Below are 22,021 nucleotides of genomic sequence, written 5' to 3'. Positions count from 1 at the left end.
TCAATGGAACCCCAACTCATAATCTTCGACTGCGATGGCGTGCTCGTTGATTCAGAATTCCTCGCTGCCGAAGTTGAATCTCAATTACTGACGCAATCGGGTTATCCGATTGACCCAGAGACAATCGCTGAACGTTTTGCGGGTCTGACATGGACCGATATACTGCTACAGGTCGAGAAAGAATCCGGCATTCCGATTTCAGCATCACTGATCGAAGAATCGGCCCGCCAGATGGACCATAAATTGCGCAATGAGTTGAACGTCATTGAGGGCGCAGAACAGATTATAGCCTCGCTGAAATACCCAAAGTGCATTGCTTCCAACTCGATCAGTTCTTCACTGAAAATGATGCTTGAGCAAAGTACGCTTTACGAGTTGTTTTCCCCTCACATTTTTTCCGCACGCGAAGTGGGGACACAAAAGCCAAAGCCAGCGCCGGATGTCTATCTGTTTGCCGCCAAGCAATTCAATGTGAATCCGGCAAATGCCATCGTGATAGAAGATTCCACGCATGGCGTGCACGCTGCACATACGGCTGGCATGCGCGTTATTGGCTTTACCGGTGGCTCGCACACCTATCCCGGCCACGCCGACAAGCTTACTGACGCCGGTGCCGAAACGGTTATCAGCCGTCACAGGGATTTGCCGGCCACCATCGAGGCCATGTCAATCTGGTCAGAAACTGTTTAAATGAAGAAAAAGCCGGCTACTGCCGGCTTTTTCTTACTTTTTTCTCGATTTTTTGGGCGCATCGCCTGATTCATCAAAACCGATAAAGACTTGAATATTTTGAGCCGAAGGTTTTGGGAAAGAAACGTTCGCATCGTTGAAAACAAATTGTGTTGCGGCACTACCGTCATTCGCTGGAACTGCCTGATGGTGCAGTTTCGAATAGAGAACTTCAGTACCCTGCACGACGGCGACACGGATCGGCACGTTCACAGTATTGGGCGAAAATTTCGGCCCGGGCACGATTTTACCAGCAATGGCAACATTCATCGTCATATTGCCTTCAACGGTGCTGCAGGATCGTGTCTCATTGGAGATTGAAGCTTGGTAAATCAGATTATCTGGAGTTTTTTCGGCTTTTCCGTAGTTCGTCAAAACGGATGTGCCCTCACGAATAGTAACTTGCGGGCAGAAAGCCAATAGTTCTGAAGCTTTGATACGCTCCTGGGCCTGGCCCAATGCCTGGGCTTTCGGACTATTGGGATCTTCCGTTTTTGAGCCACTCGTAGAACAGGCGCTCAGTCCCACAGCAAAGACCAAAGCACAAACTGGGGCGTAAAGTTGATAGAAAGGCTTGGAATTATGTGTTTTTGACTTCATGAACAGAACTTTCCCCAAAGAACGAAGCTTGACGAACCGACATGTTCTATACCAACGGTAAGCAAATAATGCGACGGGCTTCATCAGCTTTTTTACCAGCACGATATCGGCACTCTTAGACAAGGTACACAAGGCGAAAATATGAAATACATCAGTACCCGCGGCGAAGCCCCTAAACTTGCCTTTTCCGACGCGCTTCTGGCGGGTCTGGCACGCGATGGCGGTCTCTATCTTCCGGAGCATTTTCCACAGTTTTCCGCTGCAGAGCTTCGTTCGCTTCGTGGGAAAACCTATGCTGAGATCGCGATTCATGTCCTGACGCCCTTTATCGACGGCGATATTGATCAGTCTGATTTCGAGCGTATGGTACACGAAGCCTATGAAACATTTCGTCATGATGCGGTTTGTCCCATCGTTCAAACCGCGCATAATGAATTTGTTCTAGAGCTCTTTCACGGGCCCACCCTCGCCTTCAAAGACGTGGCGATGCAGTTGCTGGCCCGTCTGATGGATTACATACTGACACAGCGCAATGAGCGGGCCACCATAGTAGGAGCAACGTCCGGAGATACAGGCGGCGCAGCCATTGAGGCTTTTGCCAATCGCGACAGGACAGATATTTTCATCATGTTTCCGCACAACCGGGTTTCCCAGGTGCAGCAGCGACAGATGACGACATCCGGCGCCCCCAACGTGCATGCATTGGCAATCGAAGGAAATTTCGATGATTGTCAGTCGCTCGTCAAAGGCATGTTCAATGATTTGAACTTTCGCGACACCCTGTCATTATCAGGGGTCAATTCGATCAACTGGGCACGTATTATGCCCCAGATCGTCTATTATTTTACCTCGGCACTTTCCCTCGGCAGTCCTGATCGCAAAATATCCTTTACTGTCCCCACCGGGAATTTTGGTGATATTTTCGCTGGTTATGTGGCAAAACGCATGGGCCTGCCAATCGATCAGCTGGTCATCGCAACGAATGACAATGACATTCTGACCCGCACGATCGAAACAGGGAATTATGAAACGCGCGGCGTTCTTCATACGACATCGCCGTCCATGGACATTCAAGTGTCATCGAATTTCGAACGGCTGCTATTTGAAGCACACGGTCGGGACGCCGAGGCTGTCCTGCGCCTGATGAATAATCTGAAACAATCCGGCAGCTTCGTGATTGGGGAGCCCGCGCTGAGCAAGATACGCGAAGAATTTGGCGCTGGCCGGTCAACGGCAGCAGAAACAGCCGAAACAATCGGTCAAATGCTTAGGTCCACCGGTTATCTCATGGATCCGCATTCTGCCATCGGATTGAAGGTTTCCCGTGAGAAAATTCCAGCAGATCAGCAGAGCGTCGTTCTTGCGACAGCCCATCCCGCAAAATTTCCAGATGCTGTAAAAGATGCCAGCGGAGTAAATGCCGATCTTCCGGCGTGGCTCGGCGATCTGATGGGACGAAAAGAACAATATACGGTACTTCCCAACGACCTGAAAAATGTGAAAGAGTATATTAGCCAACATTCGCGTGCGTCACCTCATAAGCTTTAAACGGATTGAGCGGTGATGAACAAATACAAGGTGCTGCTGCGTATAGTGTGCTTCCAGTCCGGATGTACGGCGCAGCAGGGCGGCAAGTGAGGAGCATTGCATGGGCGTTGAAATCAGTCGCCTCTCCAACGGTTTGACGATTGCGACAGAGACAATGCCGCATGTGGAGAGTGTAGCACTTGGCATCTGGGTAAAAGCAGGGTCGAGAAGTGAGGCGAAGAACCAGCATGGCATGGCTCACCTCCTCGAACACATGGCATTTAAAGGGACCGAAAATCGCTCCGCGTGGAAAATTGCGGCCGATATTGAAGATGTTGGCGGCGAGATCAACGCAGCAACCAGTGTCGAGACGACATCATATTATGCTCGCGTTCTGCGCGATGACATGCCGCTGGCTATCGATATCCTCACCGACATCATGACAAGTTCCAAGTTTGATGCAGACGAACTTGAACGTGAAAAGAACGTCATTATGCAGGAAATCGGCGCTGCACATGACACGCCCGATGACGTTGTTTTTGACCGTTTTACCGAGGCATCCTTCAAAAATCAGACTATAGGCAGGACCATTCTCGGGACACCTGAGACCGTTCAATCTTTTTCCTCAGCCGATCTGCGCCAGTATATGGATGAGCAATACAGCGCCGAACGCATGGTCGTCGTTGCCGCAGGCGGCGTAAAGCACGACGAATTTGTGCGCGAAGTTGAAAAACGTCTCGGCTCATTCCGGGCAAAATCCACTGCGCCTGAGGCTGATCCAGCACATTATGTCGGCGGTGATTTCCGGGAAGAGCGGGAATTAATGGATGCTCAATTGGTCATTGGCTTTGAAGGTCGCGCTTATCACGTGCGTGACTTCTACGCTTCGCAATTGCTCTCCATGGTGCTTGGCGGGGGAATGTCTTCGCGGCTTTTCCAGGAGGTGCGGGAAAAACGCGGATTATGTTATTCCGTTTATGCTTTTCACTGGGGCTTTTCCGATACCGGCATTTTTGGCATTCATGCCGCAACTGGCCGAAGCAATCTTAAAAAGCTTGTTCCCGTCATTATCAACGAGCTACACGAAGCTGCACGCAATATCTCCCAGGAGGAATTGAATCGCGCCCGCGCACAGTATCGTGCGAGCCTGCTGATGTCGCATGAAAGTGCTGCCAGCAGGGCAGGACAAATCGCAAGGCAGATCATGCTTTACGGTGAACCTGTATCAACGGAAGCGCTGGTCGACCGGCTGTCCAAGATTACGGTCGAGCGGCTGACAGATCTTGCAGGCCGATTGTTTCTGGATACGACACCAACGATTGCCGCTGTTGGTCCAATTGGTTCATTAATGAAATTTGATGACGTTCGCAACGGTTTGACGTCAATATCGGCAAGCCCGCGAAAAATCGCTGTCTAAAGTGCGATGATCGCGCTGCCGTTCCTGAAAAGTGCACCCCCGCCCCTTCAGGGCGAGCGGCTGTATTTACGTCCACCTCAACTTTCGGACTATAAGGCCTGGGCAACGCTCCGCGCGCAAAGCCGTGATTTTCTGGTGCCTTGGGAGCCGCTCTGGGCTGTAGACGATTTGGAGCGAAGTGCATTTCGCCACAGGATCAGGCATTATGACGAGGAAGCGGCTGCCGGAACGGCCTATCCCTTTTTCCTGTTTCGCAACACCGACTCGCGCCTTATTGGTGGCATTACCCTTGGCAATATTCGCCGCGGTGTGGGGCAGAATGGCATGATTGGCTATTGGGTTGGCGAGCCGTTTGCCGGTCAAGGCTATATGTATGAAGCTCTTCGGCTAATTATACCCTATGCTTTTACCAAGCTAAGGTTGCACCGGCTGGAAGCGGCCTGTATTCCAAGCAATGAAAGATCTATCCGGCTTCTCGAAAAAGCCGGATTTCAGAAGGAAGGACTGTTACGCTCCTACCTCAAAATCAATGGTATGTGGCAAAACCACCTGCTCTTCTCGCTTATTGAAGACGATCGGTGGCGGTAACCAAGCAAAGGTATTATCGGTGGCTTTATTGACTGGACATATGCTGAGAAGCTTGTTGCGCATGTGTGTCCTTATCGTTTCGTTGTTGGCTCTTCATGCGACCGCTCAAGCATTTGAAACCATCAAGATCACCAAGGAAAGCACTGCGCTTGACCTGTCAAAGGCGGTTGAAGTTTACAGAAATCAGGGCGAGACCTTTCAGGTTTCCACCGCGCCCGGCACCGATGGTATTGTTCGCCGCATCGAAGTGCCTGCAAATGACAAACGAGCGACCGGTGACTGGGCTGCATTCGCCCTGGCAAATCCGACCGACGAACAGATCGATCGCCTGATCGTTGTACCGCATTTCCGGCTTGTCGGCTCTGGTTTTATCTGGCCAGATTTAGGCTCCACCCGCATTACTTCCATCACGCCCAGCGAAGGTTTTGCGCTCGACCGGCAGGCAAGTGAAGACGCCGATATCTTTCTGATTACGCTTAACCCGGGCTCTGTCATCACCTTGGTTGCCGAATTGGCGTCTCCCAATCTGCCGCAGGTTTATGTGTGGGAGCCCAACGCTTACAAGGATACGGTCAATTCTTATACGTTGTATCGCGGGATCCTGTTGGGTATTGCTGGGCTACTTGCCCTGTTTCTCACCATTCTGTTTGTGGTGAAGGGAACTTCTCTTTTTCCTGCAACGGCTGCTTTGGCATGGGCCGTGCTGGCCTATATCTGCGTCGATTTTGGTTTCTGGAACAAGCTGATCGAGATAACTCCTGGCAACGAACAAGTCTGGCGCGCTGGAACGGAAGTTGCGCTTGCTGCAACATTGGTGATTTTTCTATTCACCTACCTGAATCTCAATCGGTGGCACGACAATTTCAGCTATGGCGCGCTAACGTGGATTCTGGGGTTGGGCATTGTCTCCGGTGTTGCCATCTTCGATCCTCCGATTGCTGCTGGCATCGCCCGCTTCTCGTTCGCATTAACGATTCTGTCGGGCACCTTGTTGATCGGGTTTTTCTCGTTCAGGAGCTATGATCGGGCGATCATGCTTATACCGACATGGATGCTGTTATTGGTTTGGTTGCTTGGAAGCTGGCTGACCGTATCCGGCATTCTGTCCAATGACATCATCCAGCCGGCCTTGGCTGGAGGATTGGTGCTTATCGTCCTGTTGATCGGTTTTACCGTCATGCAGCACGCATTTTCTGGGGGTGCATTGCAACAAGGCCTCTTCTCGGACGTAGAGCGGCAGGCCTTGGCCATTATCGGCTCTGGCGATATTGTCTGGGATTGGGATGTGCCGCGTGACCGCGTAGTGACCACCCCTGACCTTACAAACTTTCTTGGGGCGTCGGCCAGTTCACTTCACGGTGCCGTCCGCAACTGGCTACCAACTTTGCATGCGGATGACCGCGATCGTTTTCGCACTACACTTGATGTCATTCTTGAAAACCGGCGGGGCCGGATATCGCAGACCTTCCGCCTGCGCGCCAATGATGGCCATTATTATTGGTATTCATTGAAAGCACGGCCCGTGATTGGCTCTGACGGAGAGATTGTGCGTTGTGTCGGTACGCTAATTGATGTGACTGAGCAGAAGAAGGCGGAAGAACGCCTGCTTCATGATGCTGTTCACGATAATCTGACGGGACTGCCCAATCGCGAACTGTTTCTTGATCGCCTGGGTTCAGTTATCACCATGGCGCAGACAGAAAGCAAACTGCGTCCAACGATTTTTATCATCGACATTGATCGTTTCAAGCAGGTCAATGACGGCCTTGGCATGTCCGCAGGTGATACTTTCCTGCTCACAATATCGCGTCGTCTGCACCGGCTGTTGCGGCCGCAGGATACGCTGAGCCGCCTGTCGGCAGATCAGTTCGGCCTTATTCTGGTATCGGAAAGCGAGCCTGCGAAAATCGCCGCCTTTGCCGAAGCGATCAAACAGGCAATTCGTGCGCCCATCGCCTTCTCGAAACGCGAAATCGTACTCACCGCATCGCTTGGGTTGATCACATGGACTAGCGGCACGTCGGCCTCGCCAGAAGACCTGGTCAAAGACGCCGAGCTTGCCATGTATCAGGCGAAAAGGTTTGGAGGGGACCGCATCGAGCCATTCCGCCCTGCTTTCCGTGCAGTCGGAAGTGACCGTCTTCAACTTGAATCTGATTTGCGCCGCGCGCTTGAGCGCCGCGAAATTCATATGGCTTATCAGCCGATCATACGCCTGGAAGACAATAGCATTGCCGGTTTTGAAGCCCTTATGCGCTGGGATCATCCCCGCCGAGGCTCTATACCGCCATCGGAGTTCATACCCATTGCCGAGAGTTCCGGCCTGATTGTCCAGCTTGGCCTGTTTGCAATGCACCGTGCTGCTGAAGATCTTGTGAACTGGCAACGCAATCTTGGTGCTAACCCGTTATTCGTATCGGTGAATATATCCAGCAGCCAACTGATCCGCCAGGATTTGATTGATGATGTGCGATCCGTATTGCTGCAAACACAGATCAGTCCAGCCAGCCTCAAGCTGGAATTGACCGAGTCTCTTATGATGGAGAACCCGGAGCGGTCCGCTTATGTGCTTTCGAGCATCAAAGCGATGGGTGTCGGCGTTTCGCTCGATGATTTCGGTACGGGATACTCCTCCCTGTCCTATCTGACATCTTTCCCGTTCGACATGATCAAGATTGACCGGTCTTTCCTGAAGGCGGAACAACCTCAAAAGGTTACGCTGCTGCGATCGATGATCAGCATGGCGCATGATTTGGGACTATCGGTGGTCACGGAAGGAATCGAGAACGAAAGCGATGCGCTACAACTGCGTCAAATGGGATGTGAGTTTGCCCAGAGTTTCATGTTCAGCCCTCCGCTGACTTTGGATGTAGCAACTAAACTTCTACGCGATCAGTTCCAGCAATCCAAGGCATCCTAGTTTCCAAGGCAACTATGCGTGGCCCGCAACAGTTGCCAGCCTGGATGGATCAACGCCCATATGACTGAGAATACGATCGTACTTGCGGTCCATATCGGTATCGAACAGCAATTCCTGTGGCGCTTGGCACGTTAGCCAGCCATTATTTGCTATCTCAGTTTCCAGCTGACCGGATGCCCAGCCAGAATATCCGAGTGTCATCAGGGCTTTGCGGGGACCACGACCGCCGGAAATAGCGCGCAGAATATCGATTGTCCCTGTCAGGCAAATCTCTTCGGCAACCGGCATTGTTGAATCTGTAAGATAGTCATCTGAATGCAGGACAAACCCACGCCTCATCTCAACAGGACCACCGCTGCGGACCAGGAAATCACGTGTTCTTTCTGGCATAACAATAGCCTGCTCTTCATCAAGCACACCCAGTTGAACCAGAATATCTGCAAACTCCATTTCCTGGGCGCGGTTGATAATCAGGCCCATCGCACCCTTTTCGGAGTGCGCACAGACATAAATCACCGACCGTGCAAAGCGGCTGTCATCCATCCCCGGCATTGCGAGAAGGAACTGCCCATTCAGAAATCCTGTATTTTTACTGGCGTCTCTGAAAATCTCCATAGCAGTAAAGGTATCAAGGAATTTGCAAATGACAACGGGCATGGATAACGAATCGTAACCATAGGCCTAATTCCTGGCTAACGGAAAGCTCACGCAGAAATGATGAATTGAAGCTCAAACCCTTCTTGCTCGCGTCTTAAAGGCCTGTAATGGTTAGGCATGAAGATCAGAATATTTATTTTTCTAGCGGCGTTAGCCACTGCTTTTCAAGCTCATGCTGGAAGTTCGGAATGGACAAAAACACCCGGAGGTAGCGTCCGCCTGGTGATAGACAACCCTCCGCCCAATGCAAATGTGGTACGAGGCGTCGTCCAGATCGACCTTGATCCAGGCTGGAAAACCTATTGGCGTGAACCGGGCGATGCGGGCGTGCCACCGGAGCTAAGTATCACTGGCAGCACAAATGTTAAAAGTGCTACGCTTGCCTTCCCAGCGCCACACCGCTTTGACGATGGAGGCACGCATTGGGCGGGTTATAAACAGCCGGTCTCGCTTCCCGTCACACTGACTTTGACGGAACCAAACCAGCCTGCACAACTGAAAGGCCATGCGTTCCTTGGTATTTGTGAGACAATCTGCATCCCCGTTATGGCAGAATTCGATATAGACATTGACAATTCGCCATCTGACGCTCTTTCGAGGACGTTGATAAGCACGGCTTTTGAACAATTACCCGCCAAAGCCACAACCAACTTCGGAGCGACCTCCGCATCCAGGAAGGGTGATGCTATTGAACTCGTCGTCAACTTACCTGCCGATGACCCGGATATCGACATTTTTGCTGCGGGAAACGGATCGGTAGCCTTTGGCATGGCCAAGCTTGAAAAACGTGACGGAAATCGCGCCGTATTTTCCGTGCCACTCACCTCCGGCAAGCAAGAGAAATCGATAATCCTGAACTATACATTGGTCCAAGGAAAGCAGGCCGTAGCTGGAACGATTGACGTTCAATAATAACTCGTAAAAACATGTCGGCAGCACTATGTCAGTTACGTCATACTATTTATCCAAGGAGCCAGTTCATGACGATCAAGGTGGGCGAACGTTTACCCGATGCAAGGTTCAAAACAAAATCTGACGAAGGTGTAAGCGAAATCAGCTCCGACGCGCTGTTCAAAGGTAAAAAAGTGGTGCTTTTTGCCGTACCCGGCGCATTCACTCCGACCTGCAGCATGAATCATCTGCCGGGCTATCTTGAGAACCGCGACGCCATTTTGGCAAAAGGCGTGGACTCAATCGTGGTCGTCGCAGTCAATGATCCTCACGTCATGGGCGCTTGGGCAAAAGCCACCAATGGCGAAGGTAAAATTCAGTATCTTTCTGATGGAAACGCAACCTTCACCAAGGACGTTGGACTGGAAATAGACCTCGGCGCGGGCAATATGGGCGTGCGATCGAAACGTTATTCCATGCTGATCGAAGATGGCGTTGTGAAACAACTCAATATTGAGGAATCGCCCGGTCAGACGGTCACTTCGAGCGCCGCTACAATTCTCGAACAGCTCTGATAAAGTTCAGAATGGCAAGGATCGGTTATCCGATCCTTGCCATTTACTTCCGTTTGTAAGGCGCCATGCCGGCGCGGGCCAATTCGTCGGCCCGTTCGTTTTCCGGATGCCCCGCATGGCCTTTTACCCAATGCCAGACAACTTTATGGCGCTTGCGCGCTTCATCAAGGGCTTGCCAAAGTTCGGCGTTCTTCACCGGTTTTTTTGCAGCCGTTTTCCAGCCATTCCGTTTCCAGCCCTCGATCCATCCGGAAATACCATCGCGCACATAGACTGAGTCCGTATAGACATCGACTTGGCACGGTTCTTTCAGTGCATTAAGAGCCGAAATTGCGGCCATCAATTCCATGCGATTATTGGTGGTATCCGCCTCACCGCCAGAAAGTTCTTTTTCATTGCCGTTCCAGCGCAGTACAGCGCCCCAGCCCCCGGGACCGGGATTGCCTGAACAAGCGCCATCAGTGAAAGCTTGTATCTCCTTCACGCTTTTTGCCCCTCAAAGGCCAATCCGTATTCTTCAGGAGAGCTTATCTGGCGATGAAAGCGCATGCGACGCAAATATTCCCGCGGGTCTTTTTTGACTACGAAGCTTCCCTCAGGGGTATTCAGCCAATCATAGAGCCTTGTGAGCATAAAACGCAGTGCGGAACCCCGGGCCAAAACCGGCAGACTTGCCGCCTCTTCTTTCGACAAGGGACGGACAGCGTTGTAGCCGCGCAGCAATGCCGTGCCCTTGGTCAAGTTGAACGAATTGTCTTTTTCGAAACACCAGGCATTCAGACAAACAGCAACGTCGTAGGCGAGAAGGTCTGTGCAGGCGAAATAAAAGTCGATAATCCCCGATAACTTGCTGCCGAGAAAAAAGACGTTATCGGGAAACAAGTCTGCGTGAATGACGCCAGAAGGAAGATGGGAGGGCCAATTTTTTTCCAGAAACAACAAATCTTCTTCGGTTTCCTTCGTGAGACCCGCCTCGACTTGGTCTGCATCGGTTCTGGAATTATTCCATAACGGGCGCCAGCTTTCCACCGAGAGCGCATTCTTGCGGCGCATGGGGAAATCTTCACCAGCAAGATGCATTCGCGCCAGTGCCTCTCCAAGTGCCGCACAATGCTGCACTGTTGGCCTGCGCATCCACATGCCTTCCAGAAAAGTTACGATAGCGGCCGGACGGCCTGCAAGTTCGCCGATGTTTGAGCCTGACTTCTGAACCACAGGCAAGGGGCAGCTGATACCTTTACCGGCAAGATGCTCCATGAGGCCCAGAAAAAAAGGCAGATCACTACTGTCGACGCGTTTTTCGTAAAGGGTCAGAATGAACGCAGCCCTGCTCGTGTGTAAAAGATAGTTTGAGTTTTCCACGCCTTCCGCAATACCTTTGTAGGAGAGCAGCTCCCCGATATCGTAGTTCTTTAAAAATTGTGCGAGTTCGATTTCGTTAATATCGGTATAGACGGCCATAGTCAGTGGATCCCATTGACAAAAGCCATGTCGTGACTTGTTAATTCTACATCCCGCAGATCGCGCATAACGTGGAAATTCTCTGTTTCAACTGTGGTTTCCGCCAGTTCAATCGACACCGAATACCGTTCTGAAAATGACTGGATAATTTCGTCGACGATGATCTCGGGCGCTGATGCGCCAGCAGAAAGCCCGACGGTGGCAATTTTGCCCACGCTGTTCCAGTCAATATCGGTTGCCCGCTGAACCAGAAGCGACTGTTTGGCACCGGAGCGCTCAGCCACCTCGACCAACCGCTTGGAGTTGGAAGAATTCGGCGCCCCGACGATCAGGAACAAGTCACAGCCTGGGGCAGCAGCTTTTACCGCATCCTGACGATTGGTGGTGGCATAACAAATGGACTCGGCCGCCGGTGCGGTGAGTGCCGGAAAACGTTCCTGCAAAGTCGCAATTATCCCGGCTGTGTCATCCACAGATAAGGTGGTCTGCGTTACGAAGCCAAGATTTTCTGGGTCCGCAGGCATATAGGTCGCAGCATCTTCAATGGTTTCGATAAGTGTTACAGCTCCGTCAGGGAGCTGTCCCATGGTGCCGATCACCTCCGGATGACCGGAGTGGCCCACGAGGACTACGTGACGCCCAAGACGCTGATGGCGCATCGCCTGTTTATGTACTTTGGAAACGAGGGGACATGTGGCGTCAAGATAAAACAGGTTCTTGTTTTCAGCGTCCGCCGGCACCGATTTCGGCACACCATGGGCTGAAAATACGACTGGCTGACCGCGATGCTCGGCAGGAATCTCATCCAGTTCTTCGACAAAAACTGCGCCTCGCGCCTGCAATCCTTCGACAACATAACGGTTGTGAACGATTTCATGGCGGACATAAACTGGGGCACCATACTTCTTCAGCGCCAGAATGACGATCTGAATAGCCCGATCCACTCCAGCGCAAAATCCGCGCGGTCCGCAAAGACGGATTGTAAGTGGAGCTTTCTCAGTCATCATCATATCTCAGCCAAATTTGTTCTTCTTGGAATTGGGCGGCATTCAACGCGAAGTCAACCCCGAACTATTGGATTGAACCGGTTCCTCTTTTGGATGAGTGCGCCGCCAGACCGATATGCCTGCGATAGCGAGCAGAGTTGCGGCAAGTCCATACCAGGTAACTGCATATTGCAAATGACTGTTCGGCAAATCGATAATCGTTACGCCACCGATCGGCAGACCGCCCGGATTGGGCGTTTTATCTGCGTCAATGAAGAAAGGAACTAGTTTGTCCGTCGGCACTCCAGACTGAGCCGCCATTACCGGCAAATCTTTCCAGTAGTAAATATTGGCCTTCAAATCATTATCAGGCACAATTGACGAAGGTTTGGCGTCAAGCGGATTGCGCGCCAGACCTTTAACCGCAACCGGTCCTTCTATGCTTGAGCCACGACTGCTGGGTTCTTTTTTGTCATAGGGAACAAACCCGCGATTGACGAAGATAATTCTGCCGTCGATCATCTGAAGCGGTGCATAAACATAAAAGCCTGACATTCCTGCAAATGTTGCGAAATAATGCCGTTCTTGCCCATGCAAAAATTGACCGGTCACAGTCACCGGTCGATAGTCAATATCGTGTTTTTCCACCCACAAGCTTTCAATCTCAGTGAGCGAAGCCGGCGGTGTATGGGTACGCTGTTCTATTTCCGCCAGTAGATTTTCTTTCCACTGCAGACGCTCAACCTGCCATGTCCCCAGCGCAATGAGAATGAAAAAAACAATGGAACCGAGAATCAGCATGACCCAGGGAAAGCGCCGCCGCTCCATAATATTGGGACTAGTGTTCATTTGACGATGGAATATCCAGCTGGCCTTCTGCAGCCTTGTGCTTGTACTGAAGGGCGATCAATACACCCTTCATCCAGCGGAGCGCCGTCAAGCACAATAAAAGTGCCAGCGGTATCCACAGCAGAAAGTGTACCCATAGCGGCGGATCGACATTGACTTCCATCCACAGCGCCAGCCCGACAACGATAAAGCCGATGATCAGCATAACAAGAACTGCAGGACCGTCTCCGGAATCAATAAACGAGTAATCCAAGCCGCAACTTGTGCAGCGCTTGGCTGGAGTAATGAAGCCGTCGAATAGCTTCCCCTGCCCGCAACGAGGGCATTTGGCCTTCACTCCTGCGGCGAATGGATCGACAGGCGGATAAAGCGCAGAATCTTCATTCATCAAGTATCACTCAAGGGTAAATTTCGATTGGCGTTCCATCTTGGACAAGTGCCCAGATTTCATCCATCTCCGGATTAGTGACGGCTATGCACCCGTCTGTCCAGTCGATAAGTTGAAGCACCCATCCCCACCATCCATAACCATTGACTGCACCGTGGATCATGATCGCACCACCCGGCGACACACCCATCGACTTGGCTGCCGCTTTATCTCGCGCATTCGGGTAAGAAATATGGATTGACTTGTGCGCCATACTTTTCGGATTTCGCCAATCGAGAACGTATCGGCCTTCAGGCGTACGTTCATCGCCCTCCCATTGCTTATGGCCGACCGGCCGAGCGCCAAGTGCAATCTTGTACTCTTTAATGACCGAGCTTCCTGACAAAAGTTGCATCTTTCGCTGGGATTTTTCGACCCGCACGAGATCAACTTTCTCAGCCGCATCGGCCAATGTTCCGCTCACCAAAATGAGGCCCACCAGCACAATCAGCAGCGACACGTGTTTAGCGATCATCGAAAATCCATGCCGCAGCAATGTGCTCAAATAATGAGAGCGGCCGCATTTCTGCGACCGCTCTTTTAGCATAAATACTGCCAGTTTTTAATGTCCAGCAGCGATCGGCGCACCCCACGATGCCCAGACATAGATCGTGAAAAACAGGAACAACCAAACCACGTCAACGAAATGCCAGTACCAAGCAGCAGCTTCAAAGCCGAAATGCTTGTCAGGCGTGAAATCGCCTCGGATAGACCGAAGTAGACAAATCGCCAGGAAGATCGTTCCGATGATGACGTGGAAACCATGGAAACCAGTCGCCATGAAGAAGGTGGCACCATAGATCGAATCTTTGAATGCAAATGGCGCATGAATGTATTCATATGCCTGAACAAACGAGAACAGAACGCCAAGGACAACGGTAAGGGCGAGACCCGTTATAAGACCCTTGCGATCATTGTGGATCAAAGCATGGTGTGCCCAGGTTACAGTCGTGCCGGACAGCAACAGAATAACCGTGTTGTAAAGTGGCAGATGCAGTGGATCGAGAACTTCAAGTCCCTTTGGCGGCCACACACCGCCCGTAAATGTCGTACGAGCCACCTGCTCAACTTCACCCGGATAAAGGCTGACATCAAAAAATGCCCAGAACCAAGCGGCAAAAAACATCACTTCTGAAGCGATGAACATGATCATGCCATAGCGCAAATGCAACGACACAACGCGGGTATGGTGTCCCTGTTTGCCTTCCTTGATCGTATCCGACCACCAGCCATACATTGTGTAGAGCACAATGACCAAGCCAATGGCGAAAAGCCAAGGTGTGGTCAGATTGGCTTTGAACAGGACAAACTCGCCGCCCTTATTGTATTGCATGAAACCAATACCGCCGAGGGCAAGGATGAATGCGCCTACCGAGGCAAGGAACGGCCAAGGACTTGGATCGATAATATGATAATCGTGGTTCTTTTGGTGCGCTTCGGCCATGTTAACCCCCGCAAGGTCTGTTTATTGCACTAGACATCAACGTCTCCTCAGAGCTGTCCCGATGTCGTTGTCTTGTTCACCTCTGCACTGGCCGCAACGGGCGCAGGCATTGGTATCGGAAAGAAAGTGTAGGATAGCGTAATTGTGTTGACGCCTTTGAGCTCCGGCGCATTTACAATTTCAGGATCGATAAAAAATACAACCGGCATTTCAAGATCTTCGCCCTGCTTCAAGACGGTGTCCGTAAAGCAGAAACATTCAACCTTGTTGAAATATGCGCCGGCAGCCATGGGCGTCACATTGAACAGCGCACGTCCCGAGGTCGGCTGCGATGCGACATTCCTGGCTTCATATTTAATCAGCTTGGTTTCACCGATTTTCAGCGACACGTCCCGCTGCATAGGCTTGAAATCCCATGGCAACCCGCCTGATGTATTGGCATCAAAACGCACCGTGATTGTCTTGTCGAGGATGGTGTCCGACATTTGCTCAACACGTTGTGTCGTACCGCCATAACCAGTAACTTGGCAGAACATTGCATATAATGGCACGGCAGCAAAAGCCATGCCGACCATCCCGAAGAAAAACGCCAGACAAGAAATCGCGATCGTCCGGTCTGAAACCTTACGTTTTGCCACTAGAACTTCTTTATCAGAGCCCGTTTCCATGCTCATCACATAGGCCTGTTCAGGATATTGGCACCAAGCTTGGCCCACGTACCAACATAAACGATAAGGACGAAAGCTGCGAGCGCAAGCGCAAGTGCGAGCGAGCGGCTGCGTCGAGCGCGCTTCTGCTTGTCACTTAATGTTATGCGGTCATCACTCATTTAAACACCCAGAACCAGAAGTGCTTTACGCACAAGTATCTCGCCGAGCAGGACGGCGTAGAGACTGAAGAGATAGAAGATGGAAAATGCGAACATTTTTTTTGCAGGCTTGATCATTGGCTCGCCGATTTCCGCGCGCCACACGGTCCATGCGTAAAACAAAAACGCAAAGCCCATCGCAATCGAAAACACGCCATAAACGGGTCCAGCGAAACCCATAATCCAAGGCAGAACCGCCACCGGCGCAACCAGAATTGTATATAGCCAGATCTGAAACTTCGTTGAAGCTTCGCCCATGACATTGGGCATCATCGGGATTTTAGCCTTCTCGTAATCATCGGACATGAACAGCGACAGCGCCCAGAAATGGGGTGGCGTCCATAGAAAGATAATCAGAAAAAGAACAATGCTTTCCATGCTGACCGAACCAGTCACAGCAGCCCAGCCAATCATTGGCGGGAAAGCCCCTGCCGCGCCACCAATAACGATGTTCTGCGGTGTAGAGCGCTTCAGCCACATCGTATAAACGACGGCGTAAAAGAAGATCGTGAAGGCCAGCAAGAACGCCGACAGCAAATTGACAAACAGACCGAGAGTCAAAACGGAGAAAATTGAAAGCAGCAGGCCAAAAGTCAGCGCTTCATCGCGCGAGAGCCGGCCAGCTGGTATTGGGCGTTTGGCTGTGCGCTTCATCACCGCGTCAATATCGGCATCATACCACATATTGAGAGCGCCGGAGGCGCCAGCGCCAACAGCGATGCAAAGGATCGCAATGGCGGCAATTACCGGATTAATGTGGCCCGGCGCTGCCATCAAACCAACAAAACCCGTAAACACGACCAGCGACATGACGCGTGGTTTGAGAAGCGCAATATAGTCTGATGCACTGGCTTCAGAGAGGCCAATGTTTGCATCCAGTGTTGCGTGTTTCTCAATCAATGACATGCGCTCGATCTTACAAAAGTTCAGTTTCGTTCAGGAGATAACCGGACTGTATGAATCAGCCCGGTTATCATGATCATTTACTTAATACGTGGAAGCTGTTCCCACTGATGGAAAGGCGGAGGCGATGAAAGCTGCCATTCCAGAGTGGTTGCACCTACGCCCCATGGGTTCGCACCGGCTTCGCGCTTCTTAGCAAATGCTTCAAACACGCCAAAGAGGAAGATGAGAACGGCGACACCGGAAATGTATGAGCCAATGGACGATACTTCATTCCAACCCTGGAAAGCATCTGGATAGTCGATATAGCGACGTGGCATACCGGCAAGCCCAAGGAAATGCTGCGGGAAGAATACCAGATTCACACCAATGAAGGTGACCCAGAAATGCGTGTGGGCAATCGTGTGGTTATACATGTAGCCCGTCATCTTCGGGAACCAGTAGTACCAGCCAGCGAAGATACCAAACACAGCACCGAGCGACAGAACGTAGTGGAAGTGAGCAACAACGTAGTAGGTATCATGCATGGCACGATCCAGACCCGCATTGGCCAGCTGTACGCCTGTCACACCGCCGACGGTGAACAGGAAGATAAAGCCGATTGCCCAAACCATTGGTGGCTTGAACTCGATTGAGCCGCCCCACATGGTCGCAATCCATGAGAAAATCTTAACGCCAGTTGGAACAGCGATAACCATCGTTGCGAAAACGAAATAGCGCTGCGTGTCGAGCGAAAGACCGACCGTATACATATGGTGCGCCCATACGATAAATCCGACGACGCCGATGGCGACCATGGCATAGGCCATGCCGAGATAGCCAAAAATAGGCTTTCTCGAGAAGGTCGATATGATGTGGCTGACGATGCCGAAGGCTGGCAAAATCATGATGTACACTTCCGGATGACCGAAGAACCAGAAAAGATGCTGGAACAGGATCGGGTCACCGCCGCCTTCAGGCGCGAAGAATGTCGTGCCAAAATTGCGGTCCGTCAGCAACATGGTGATACCACCAGCAAGAACCGGCAAAGCGAGCAGCAGCAGGAAGGCAGTAATCAACACCGACCATGCGAACAGCGGCATCTTGTGCAGAGTCATGCCCGGAGCGCGCATATTGAAGATCGTGGTGATAAAGTTGATCGCACCGAGAATGGACGAGGCGCCAGCAATGTGGAGTGACAAGATTGCCAAATCCATCGCCGGACCGGGCTGACCCGTTGTCGAAAGCGGCGGATAGATCGTCCAGCCACCGCCTGTACCGTAACCACCGGCTGGACCGGGAACGAACAATGACAGAAGCAGAAGAATCAGAGCTGGCGGGAGCAGCCAGAACGAAATGTTGTTCATACGTGGAAATGCCATGTCTGGCGCACCGATCATGATCGGCACCATCCAGTTGGCAAAACCACCGATCAACGCGGGCATAACCATGAAGAAAATCATGATAAGGCCGTGAGCTGTGGTGAACACAAGGTACATGTGCTTACCGGCATCGATTGCCGCATCACCCTCGTAGCCGTAGACCATGGCAGCAAGACCATGGAAAATCTGAATACCGGGCTCCTGGAGCTCGGCACGCATGGCAATCGAAAGCGCGCCGCCGATTATACCCGCGATGATCGCGAAAATCAGATAAAGCGTTCCGATATCCTTATGGTTGGTCGAATTGACCCAACGAGTCCAACCACTGGGTTTGTGGTCGTGATGATCGTCGTGGGCTTCGTGAGCAGCTGAACCTGCCATGAGATAGCTCCCGTTCCTCAAATGCAAAGCGCAGCTGACTTAGTTGCCAGCCACATTGATATTCTTGCCATCATCGATTGATGCAGCGAGTGTCTTATAGGCTCCCGGCAAATCACTGCCAGCGGCCGCGTACCATGCGTTGTACTGCTGCTCCGATACGACACGGATCGCGATAGGCATGAAAGCATGATCCTTGCCGCAGATTTCCGAGCACTGGCCGTAATAGAGGCCTTCTTTGTCAGCCTTGAACCAGGTCTCATTCAAGCGACCCGGTACAGCATCGATCTTCACGCCGAATGCAGGCATTGCGAAAGCATGAATGACGTCAGCGCCAGTCGCAAGGATGCGAACAGTCGTATTCACCGGAACGACCATTTCATTATCCACAGCCAAGAGCCGCGGATAAGCCTTGATGTCTGCCTTACCTGCAGTTGCGCGGTCGGCATCCTTGAGAATCAGCGAATCAAATGAAAGCGGCGCTTCATTGGCTTGGTATTCGTAGCCCCAGTACCACTGGTATCCCGTTGCCTTGATCGTCAGCTTGGGATCTTCAGGCGAATATTGCGCCGTCAGCAACTGGAATGATGGAATGGCAAGGAAAAGAAGAATAACGACAGGACCGACAGTCCAGACGATCTCAACTGCAGTATTGTGGCTCGTCTTTGACGGAACGGGATTGGCACTGGCGCGATAGCGGAACATCACCCAGGCCAGCAATATCATCACAAAAATCGTGATTGGAATGATAAACCACAGCGTATAGTGCTCAAACCAGACGATCTGCTCCATAATGCCGGATGCAGCTGGCTGGAATGTCATTTGCCATGGCTCTGGTTGCGCCGCGATGGCCGTACCGGCACTCAGGAAGCTACCCAGGACACCGGCCAGCTTGACAATATTCTTCTTCACCTAGAGATCTCCCGAATGAAGCATCAGTTCCATACGTTAATGCCGGACGTTCGAGGCCCGGTCGCATGTCGCGTTCAAACCACACATTAGCCTACATCGCAAGGAAGGCGAACGTGATCTCATGCGGCATTTTTGCGCGCAGCTTGTCATCGAAATGCGCCAACCTATGAAAGTTGCGATTTTTTAACGCTAGCTCACCATTTTCCGGGATAAGTATGAAGGAGGCCCACAATGCAGCCATTTTTGCATTACAACACAAGATTGGCTGTCATACCTTGGGGAGTGTTCGTGCAGCATTCTTTTCATCCGGTTCCCGGCGGTCTAACGTCTGGATGATTCGTTTTGGAGCCACCATGTCCATTTTAGCCCTTCGCAATATAGCTGCTGGTATTTTTGCCCTGTCCCTGACTGCCCTTTCCGGCAGCGCACTGGCAGCGCCGCAAAGCGGGACTGTCAAATCAACCCACGGTGCCTGGTCTATTCTTTGCGATACGCCGGCAGGCGCAAAATCCGAACAATGCGCGCTCATCCAGAACGTTGTTGCTGCAGATCGTCCCGAAATGGGTCTTTCCGTGGTGGTGCTGAAAACCGCCGACAACAAAGCAAAAATATTGCGCGTCCTTGCTCCGCTGGGCGTTCTCCTTCCCAATGGTCTTGGTCTTAATGTTGACGGCAAGGATATTGGCCGCGCTTATTTTGTGCGCTGCTTTGAAGATGGCTGTTACGCGGAAGTCATTTTGGAAGAACAGCTGGTTCAAACCCTTAAAACCGGCAAGGCTGCAACCTTCATCGTGTTCCAGACGCCTGAAGAGGGTATCGGCATTCCGGTGGAGCTCAACGGTTTCGGCGAAGGCTTCGACGCCCTCCCCTGATCTTTCCTTAAGATAGCGGTTGTCGCGCGCAGCCCGAAGGCTTACATCCGGTACACCCAAATGAAACCGGACCGGATATAATGAAAAGCCTGATCGATAGTTTCGATGCACCTCGCGAAAAAATTCTGGATACTGTCAAGCAGTCGCTGAACGGCGCTGATGATGGCGAATTGTTCATCGAGTATCGCGAATCGGAAGGTCTCGTCTTTGACAATGGCCGGTTGAAGAACGGCTCGTTTAATCAAGATCAAGGTTTTGGGCTTCGCGCTGTGGCTGGTGACGCGGTGGGTTATGCGCATGCTGGCGAACTGTCGCTGGGCGCTCTAAAGCGCGCTGCCGATGCTGCCTCTGCGGTCACGACCGGCTATGCCGGCGCATATACGGCCGCGCCCCCCGGAACCAATAGCAGCCTGTACAGCGACGAAAACCCGCTTGGGTCACCCGGCTTTGAAGCCAAGGTGAAATTGCTGCAGGAAATCGACGCCTATCTGCGTGCCAAAGACCCCAAAGTTCGACAGGTCTCCGTGTCGCTAGCCGGATCATGGCAGCAAGTCGAGATTTTGCGGGCCGATGGCCATTTCGTTCGCGATGTTCGCCCGATGGTGCGCCTGAATGTTTCGGTTGTCGTGGGAAGTGGTGACCGGCAGGAAAGCGGCACTTATGGCGCTGGCGGACGCAAGGGGTTTGGCGAATTCATTGCCACCGATAAATGGCAATATGCTGCAGATGAAGCACTGCGTCAGGCGCTGGTCAACCTTGAAGCCATTCCAGCTCCAGCCGGTACGTTCGATATCGTTCTTTCAAGCGGATGGCCTGGCGTCATGCTGCACGAGGCCGTGGGTCACGGCCTCGAAGGTGATTTCAACCGAAAAAAGACATCTGCGTTTGCCGGTCTGCTTGGCCAGCAAGTGGCTTCCAAAGGCGTAACAGTGGTCGATGACGGTACGATTTCGGAACGCCGCGGCTCGCTTACCGTTGACGATGAAGGAATGCCGACAAACAAGACCGTGCTGATCGATGACGGTATTCTTGTCGGCTATATGCAGGATCGCCAGAATGCGCGGCTGATGGGCATGCAACCTACCGGCAATGGACGGCGCGAATCATATGCCCATGCGCCAATGCCCCGCATGACCAACACCTACATGCTCGGCGGCGATAAAACGCCTGAAGAGATTATCGCATCCGTGAAAAAAGGCATCTATGCGGTGTCGTTCGGTGGCGGGCAAGTTGATATAACGTCAGGCAAGTTCGTTTTCGGCTGTACCGAAGCCTATACGATCGAAAACGGGAAAATTGGCGCGCCTGTCAAAGGTGCAATGCTTATCGGTAATGGCCCTGACGCGATGCAGAGAATATCGATGGTCGGCAATGATTTGCAACTCGATACCGGTATCGGCAATTGTGGCAAAGGCGGTCAATGGGTGCCTGTTGGCGTAGGCCAGCCCCATTTGCGCATGGACCAGATGACCGTAGGCGGAACCTTGGTTTAATCTTCCCAATCGATTCAAAGAACGCGGGTGTGGCGATCCCTTGCCACGCCCGCTTTTGCGTCTGGCTATTGAGATGGTGGGAAAGACGGGCGGTCATCGAAGCGCGTCTTTGTAGTAGGTTAAGCGATCCGAAGACCGCCCGTTCGGCGATTTTGCATTCTGT

General features: G+C 51.9%; 23 protein-coding genes. 9 read left to right on the top strand and 14 right to left on the bottom strand.

All coding sequences use genetic code 11. The annotated features are described in order from the left end of the window. Positions 1–3: 3 nt before the first annotated feature. Positions 4–690 (top strand): HAD family hydrolase, encoded by a 687-nt coding sequence (locus QFZ34_RS17310; protein ID WP_115052083.1) that lies wholly within the window; start codon positions 4–6, stop codon positions 688–690. Between the two features lie 33 nt (positions 691–723). Here the strand turns inward: QFZ34_RS17310 and QFZ34_RS17305 are convergent, their stop codons facing one another. After that, positions 724–1,329, bottom strand: coding sequence for a hypothetical protein (locus QFZ34_RS17305; RefSeq protein ID WP_307283367.1), 606 nt, complete (start codon positions 1,327–1,329; stop codon positions 724–726). 141 nt (positions 1,330–1,470) lie between these two features. On the opposite strand from QFZ34_RS17305, the gene thrC reads away from it, so the two are divergent. The 4 genes from thrC to QFZ34_RS17285 all read left to right on the top strand — a co-directional run bounded on the left by thrC (position 1,471) and on the right by QFZ34_RS17285 (position 7,781). Then, positions 1,471–2,877 carry a threonine synthase gene (thrC, locus tag QFZ34_RS17300; protein ID WP_307283364.1) on the top strand — a complete coding sequence of 469 codons (1,407 nt, stop codon included), beginning with the start codon at positions 1,471–1,473 and terminating at the stop codon, positions 2,875–2,877. A 100-nt stretch (positions 2,878–2,977) separates the two neighbouring features. Continuing rightward, entirely contained in the window at positions 2,978–4,273 is a 1,296-nt protein-coding gene (locus QFZ34_RS17295) for a M16 family metallopeptidase (protein ID WP_115052088.1), read from the top strand. Positions 4,274–4,279: 6 nt separating this feature from the next. After that, the gene (locus QFZ34_RS17290; protein ID WP_307283360.1) at positions 4,280–4,861 is read left to right on the top strand and encodes a GNAT family N-acetyltransferase; all 582 of its coding nucleotides are present in this window, start codon (positions 4,280–4,282) and stop codon (positions 4,859–4,861) included. A gap of 61 nt (positions 4,862–4,922) precedes the next feature. Then, positions 4,923–7,781 carry a putative bifunctional diguanylate cyclase/phosphodiesterase gene (locus QFZ34_RS17285; RefSeq protein ID WP_307286432.1) on the top strand — a complete coding sequence of 953 codons (2,859 nt, stop codon included), beginning with the start codon at positions 4,923–4,925 and terminating at the stop codon, positions 7,779–7,781. A gap of 12 nt (positions 7,782–7,793) precedes the next feature. Here the strand turns inward: QFZ34_RS17285 and QFZ34_RS17280 are convergent, their stop codons facing one another. Further along, positions 7,794–8,396: a YqgE/AlgH family protein gene (locus QFZ34_RS17280; protein ID WP_115052210.1), complete on the bottom strand. Its 603-nt coding sequence runs from the start codon at positions 8,394–8,396 to the stop codon at positions 7,794–7,796. Positions 8,397–8,660: 264 nt separating this feature from the next. Between QFZ34_RS17280 and QFZ34_RS17275 the strand changes: the two genes are divergently transcribed. Beyond that, positions 8,661–9,350: a protein-disulfide reductase DsbD domain-containing protein gene (locus QFZ34_RS17275; protein WP_307283357.1), complete on the top strand. Its 690-nt coding sequence runs from the start codon at positions 8,661–8,663 to the stop codon at positions 9,348–9,350. 68 nt (positions 9,351–9,418) lie between these two features. Then, positions 9,419–9,904: a peroxiredoxin gene (locus QFZ34_RS17270; RefSeq protein ID WP_307283355.1), complete on the top strand. Its 486-nt coding sequence runs from the start codon at positions 9,419–9,421 to the stop codon at positions 9,902–9,904. A 43-nt stretch (positions 9,905–9,947) separates the two neighbouring features. Here QFZ34_RS17270 and rnhA read toward each other — a convergent pair whose 3' ends face one another. The 12 genes from rnhA to coxB form a co-directional block, all read right to left on the bottom strand. After that, positions 9,948–10,388 carry a ribonuclease HI gene (gene rnhA, locus QFZ34_RS17265; RefSeq protein WP_115052096.1) on the bottom strand — a complete coding sequence of 147 codons (441 nt, stop codon included), beginning with the start codon at positions 10,386–10,388 and terminating at the stop codon, positions 9,948–9,950. Continuing rightward, the gene (locus QFZ34_RS17260; protein ID WP_307283352.1) at positions 10,385–11,365 is read right to left on the bottom strand and encodes a homoserine kinase; all 981 of its coding nucleotides are present in this window, start codon (positions 11,363–11,365) and stop codon (positions 10,385–10,387) included. Before QFZ34_RS17260 ends, rnhA begins: the two co-directional genes overlap by 4 nt. A 2-nt stretch (positions 11,366–11,367) precedes the next feature. Next, on the bottom strand, positions 11,368–12,372 hold the full coding sequence (ispH, locus tag QFZ34_RS17255; RefSeq protein WP_307286428.1) for a 4-hydroxy-3-methylbut-2-enyl diphosphate reductase: 1,005 nt from the start codon (positions 12,370–12,372) through the stop codon (positions 11,368–11,370). Positions 12,373–12,414: 42 nt separating this feature from the next. After that, entirely contained in the window at positions 12,415–13,200 is a 786-nt protein-coding gene (locus QFZ34_RS17250) for an SURF1 family protein (RefSeq protein ID WP_307283349.1), read from the bottom strand. After that, positions 13,190–13,588 (bottom strand): DUF983 domain-containing protein, encoded by a 399-nt coding sequence (locus QFZ34_RS17245; RefSeq protein WP_115052104.1) that lies wholly within the window; start codon positions 13,586–13,588, stop codon positions 13,190–13,192. Before QFZ34_RS17245 ends, QFZ34_RS17250 begins: the two co-directional genes overlap by 11 nt. Positions 13,589–13,598: 10 nt before the next feature. Continuing rightward, the gene (locus QFZ34_RS17240; protein ID WP_115052211.1) at positions 13,599–14,102 is read right to left on the bottom strand and encodes a L,D-transpeptidase family protein; all 504 of its coding nucleotides are present in this window, start codon (positions 14,100–14,102) and stop codon (positions 13,599–13,601) included. An 87-nt stretch (positions 14,103–14,189) separates the two neighbouring features. After that, complete coding sequence (locus QFZ34_RS17235) at positions 14,190–15,071, bottom strand: cytochrome c oxidase subunit 3 (RefSeq protein ID WP_115052106.1); 882 nt, start codon at positions 15,069–15,071, stop codon at positions 14,190–14,192. 47 nt (positions 15,072–15,118) lie between these two features. Further along, positions 15,119–15,739, bottom strand: coding sequence for a cytochrome c oxidase assembly protein (locus QFZ34_RS17230; RefSeq protein ID WP_370878859.1), 621 nt, complete (start codon positions 15,737–15,739; stop codon positions 15,119–15,121). Between the two features lie 5 nt (positions 15,740–15,744). Next, complete coding sequence (locus tag QFZ34_RS17225) at positions 15,745–15,900, bottom strand: cytochrome c oxidase system small membrane protein (protein ID WP_307283337.1); 156 nt, start codon at positions 15,898–15,900, stop codon at positions 15,745–15,747. Further along, positions 15,901–16,845 carry a heme o synthase gene (locus QFZ34_RS17220; protein ID WP_307283335.1) on the bottom strand — a complete coding sequence of 315 codons (945 nt, stop codon included), beginning with the start codon at positions 16,843–16,845 and terminating at the stop codon, positions 15,901–15,903. A gap of 77 nt (positions 16,846–16,922) precedes the next feature. Continuing rightward, positions 16,923–18,584 carry a cytochrome c oxidase subunit I gene (ctaD, locus tag QFZ34_RS17215; RefSeq protein ID WP_115052112.1) on the bottom strand — a complete coding sequence of 554 codons (1,662 nt, stop codon included), beginning with the start codon at positions 18,582–18,584 and terminating at the stop codon, positions 16,923–16,925. A gap of 39 nt (positions 18,585–18,623) precedes the next feature. After that, entirely contained in the window at positions 18,624–19,493 is an 870-nt protein-coding gene (gene coxB / locus QFZ34_RS17210) for a cytochrome c oxidase subunit II (RefSeq protein ID WP_307283329.1), read from the bottom strand. 353 nt (positions 19,494–19,846) lie between these two features. On the opposite strand from coxB, the gene QFZ34_RS17205 reads away from it, so the two are divergent. Both QFZ34_RS17205 and tldD read left to right on the top strand, forming a co-directional pair. Next, positions 19,847–20,365, top strand: a complete 519-nt coding sequence (locus QFZ34_RS17205; protein WP_115052212.1) for an invasion associated locus B family protein — start codon at positions 19,847–19,849, stop codon at positions 20,363–20,365. 80 nt (positions 20,366–20,445) lie between these two features. Then, positions 20,446–21,858 carry a metalloprotease TldD gene (tldD, locus tag QFZ34_RS17200; RefSeq protein WP_307283323.1) on the top strand — a complete coding sequence of 471 codons (1,413 nt, stop codon included), beginning with the start codon at positions 20,446–20,448 and terminating at the stop codon, positions 21,856–21,858. Positions 21,859–22,021 lie beyond the last annotated feature (163 nt).

Origin of the sequence: Phyllobacterium ifriqiyense, assembly GCF_030817885.1 — a bacterium.
In the GTDB taxonomy this organism is placed as follows: domain Bacteria; phylum Pseudomonadota; class Alphaproteobacteria; order Rhizobiales; family Rhizobiaceae; genus Phyllobacterium; species Phyllobacterium ifriqiyense.
This window is presented reverse-complemented; position numbering and strand designations above follow the sequence as displayed.

Coding starts and splice junctions, on each gene's coding strand:
- QFZ34_RS17310 (WP_115052083.1), top strand. CDS start 4: ATGGAACCCCAACTCATAATCTTCGACTGCGATGGCGTGCTCGTTGAT.
- QFZ34_RS17305 (WP_307283367.1), bottom strand. CDS start 1,329: ATGAAGTCAAAAACACATAATTCCAAGCCTTTCTATCAACTTTACGCC.
- thrC (WP_307283364.1), top strand. CDS start 1,471: ATGAAATACATCAGTACCCGCGGCGAAGCCCCTAAACTTGCCTTTTCC.
- QFZ34_RS17295 (WP_115052088.1), top strand. CDS start 2,978: ATGGGCGTTGAAATCAGTCGCCTCTCCAACGGTTTGACGATTGCGACA.
- QFZ34_RS17290 (WP_307283360.1), top strand. CDS start 4,280: ATGATCGCGCTGCCGTTCCTGAAAAGTGCACCCCCGCCCCTTCAGGGC.
- QFZ34_RS17285 (WP_307286432.1), top strand. CDS start 4,923: ATGTGTGTCCTTATCGTTTCGTTGTTGGCTCTTCATGCGACCGCTCAA.
- QFZ34_RS17280 (WP_115052210.1), bottom strand. CDS start 8,396: ATGGAGATTTTCAGAGACGCCAGTAAAAATACAGGATTTCTGAATGGG.
- QFZ34_RS17270 (WP_307283355.1), top strand. CDS start 9,419: ATGACGATCAAGGTGGGCGAACGTTTACCCGATGCAAGGTTCAAAACA.
- QFZ34_RS17260 (WP_307283352.1), bottom strand. CDS start 11,365: ATGGCCGTCTATACCGATATTAACGAAATCGAACTCGCACAATTTTTA.
- ispH (WP_307286428.1), bottom strand. CDS start 12,372: ATGATGACTGAGAAAGCTCCACTTACAATCCGTCTTTGCGGACCGCGC.
- QFZ34_RS17250 (WP_307283349.1), bottom strand. CDS start 13,200: ATGAACACTAGTCCCAATATTATGGAGCGGCGGCGCTTTCCCTGGGTC.
- QFZ34_RS17245 (WP_115052104.1), bottom strand. CDS start 13,588: ATGAATGAAGATTCTGCGCTTTATCCGCCTGTCGATCCATTCGCCGCA.
- QFZ34_RS17240 (WP_115052211.1), bottom strand. CDS start 14,102: ATGATCGCTAAACACGTGTCGCTGCTGATTGTGCTGGTGGGCCTCATT.
- QFZ34_RS17235 (WP_115052106.1), bottom strand. CDS start 15,071: ATGGCCGAAGCGCACCAAAAGAACCACGATTATCATATTATCGATCCA.
- QFZ34_RS17230 (WP_370878859.1), bottom strand. CDS start 15,739: ATGGAAACGGGCTCTGATAAAGAAGTTCTAGTGGCAAAACGTAAGGTT.
- QFZ34_RS17225 (WP_307283337.1), bottom strand. CDS start 15,900: ATGAGTGATGACCGCATAACATTAAGTGACAAGCAGAAGCGCGCTCGA.
- QFZ34_RS17220 (WP_307283335.1), bottom strand. CDS start 16,845: ATGTCATTGATTGAGAAACACGCAACACTGGATGCAAACATTGGCCTC.
- ctaD (WP_115052112.1), bottom strand. CDS start 18,584: ATGGCAGGTTCAGCTGCTCACGAAGCCCACGACGATCATCACGACCAC.
- QFZ34_RS17205 (WP_115052212.1), top strand. CDS start 19,847: ATGTCCATTTTAGCCCTTCGCAATATAGCTGCTGGTATTTTTGCCCTG.
- tldD (WP_307283323.1), top strand. CDS start 20,446: ATGAAAAGCCTGATCGATAGTTTCGATGCACCTCGCGAAAAAATTCTG.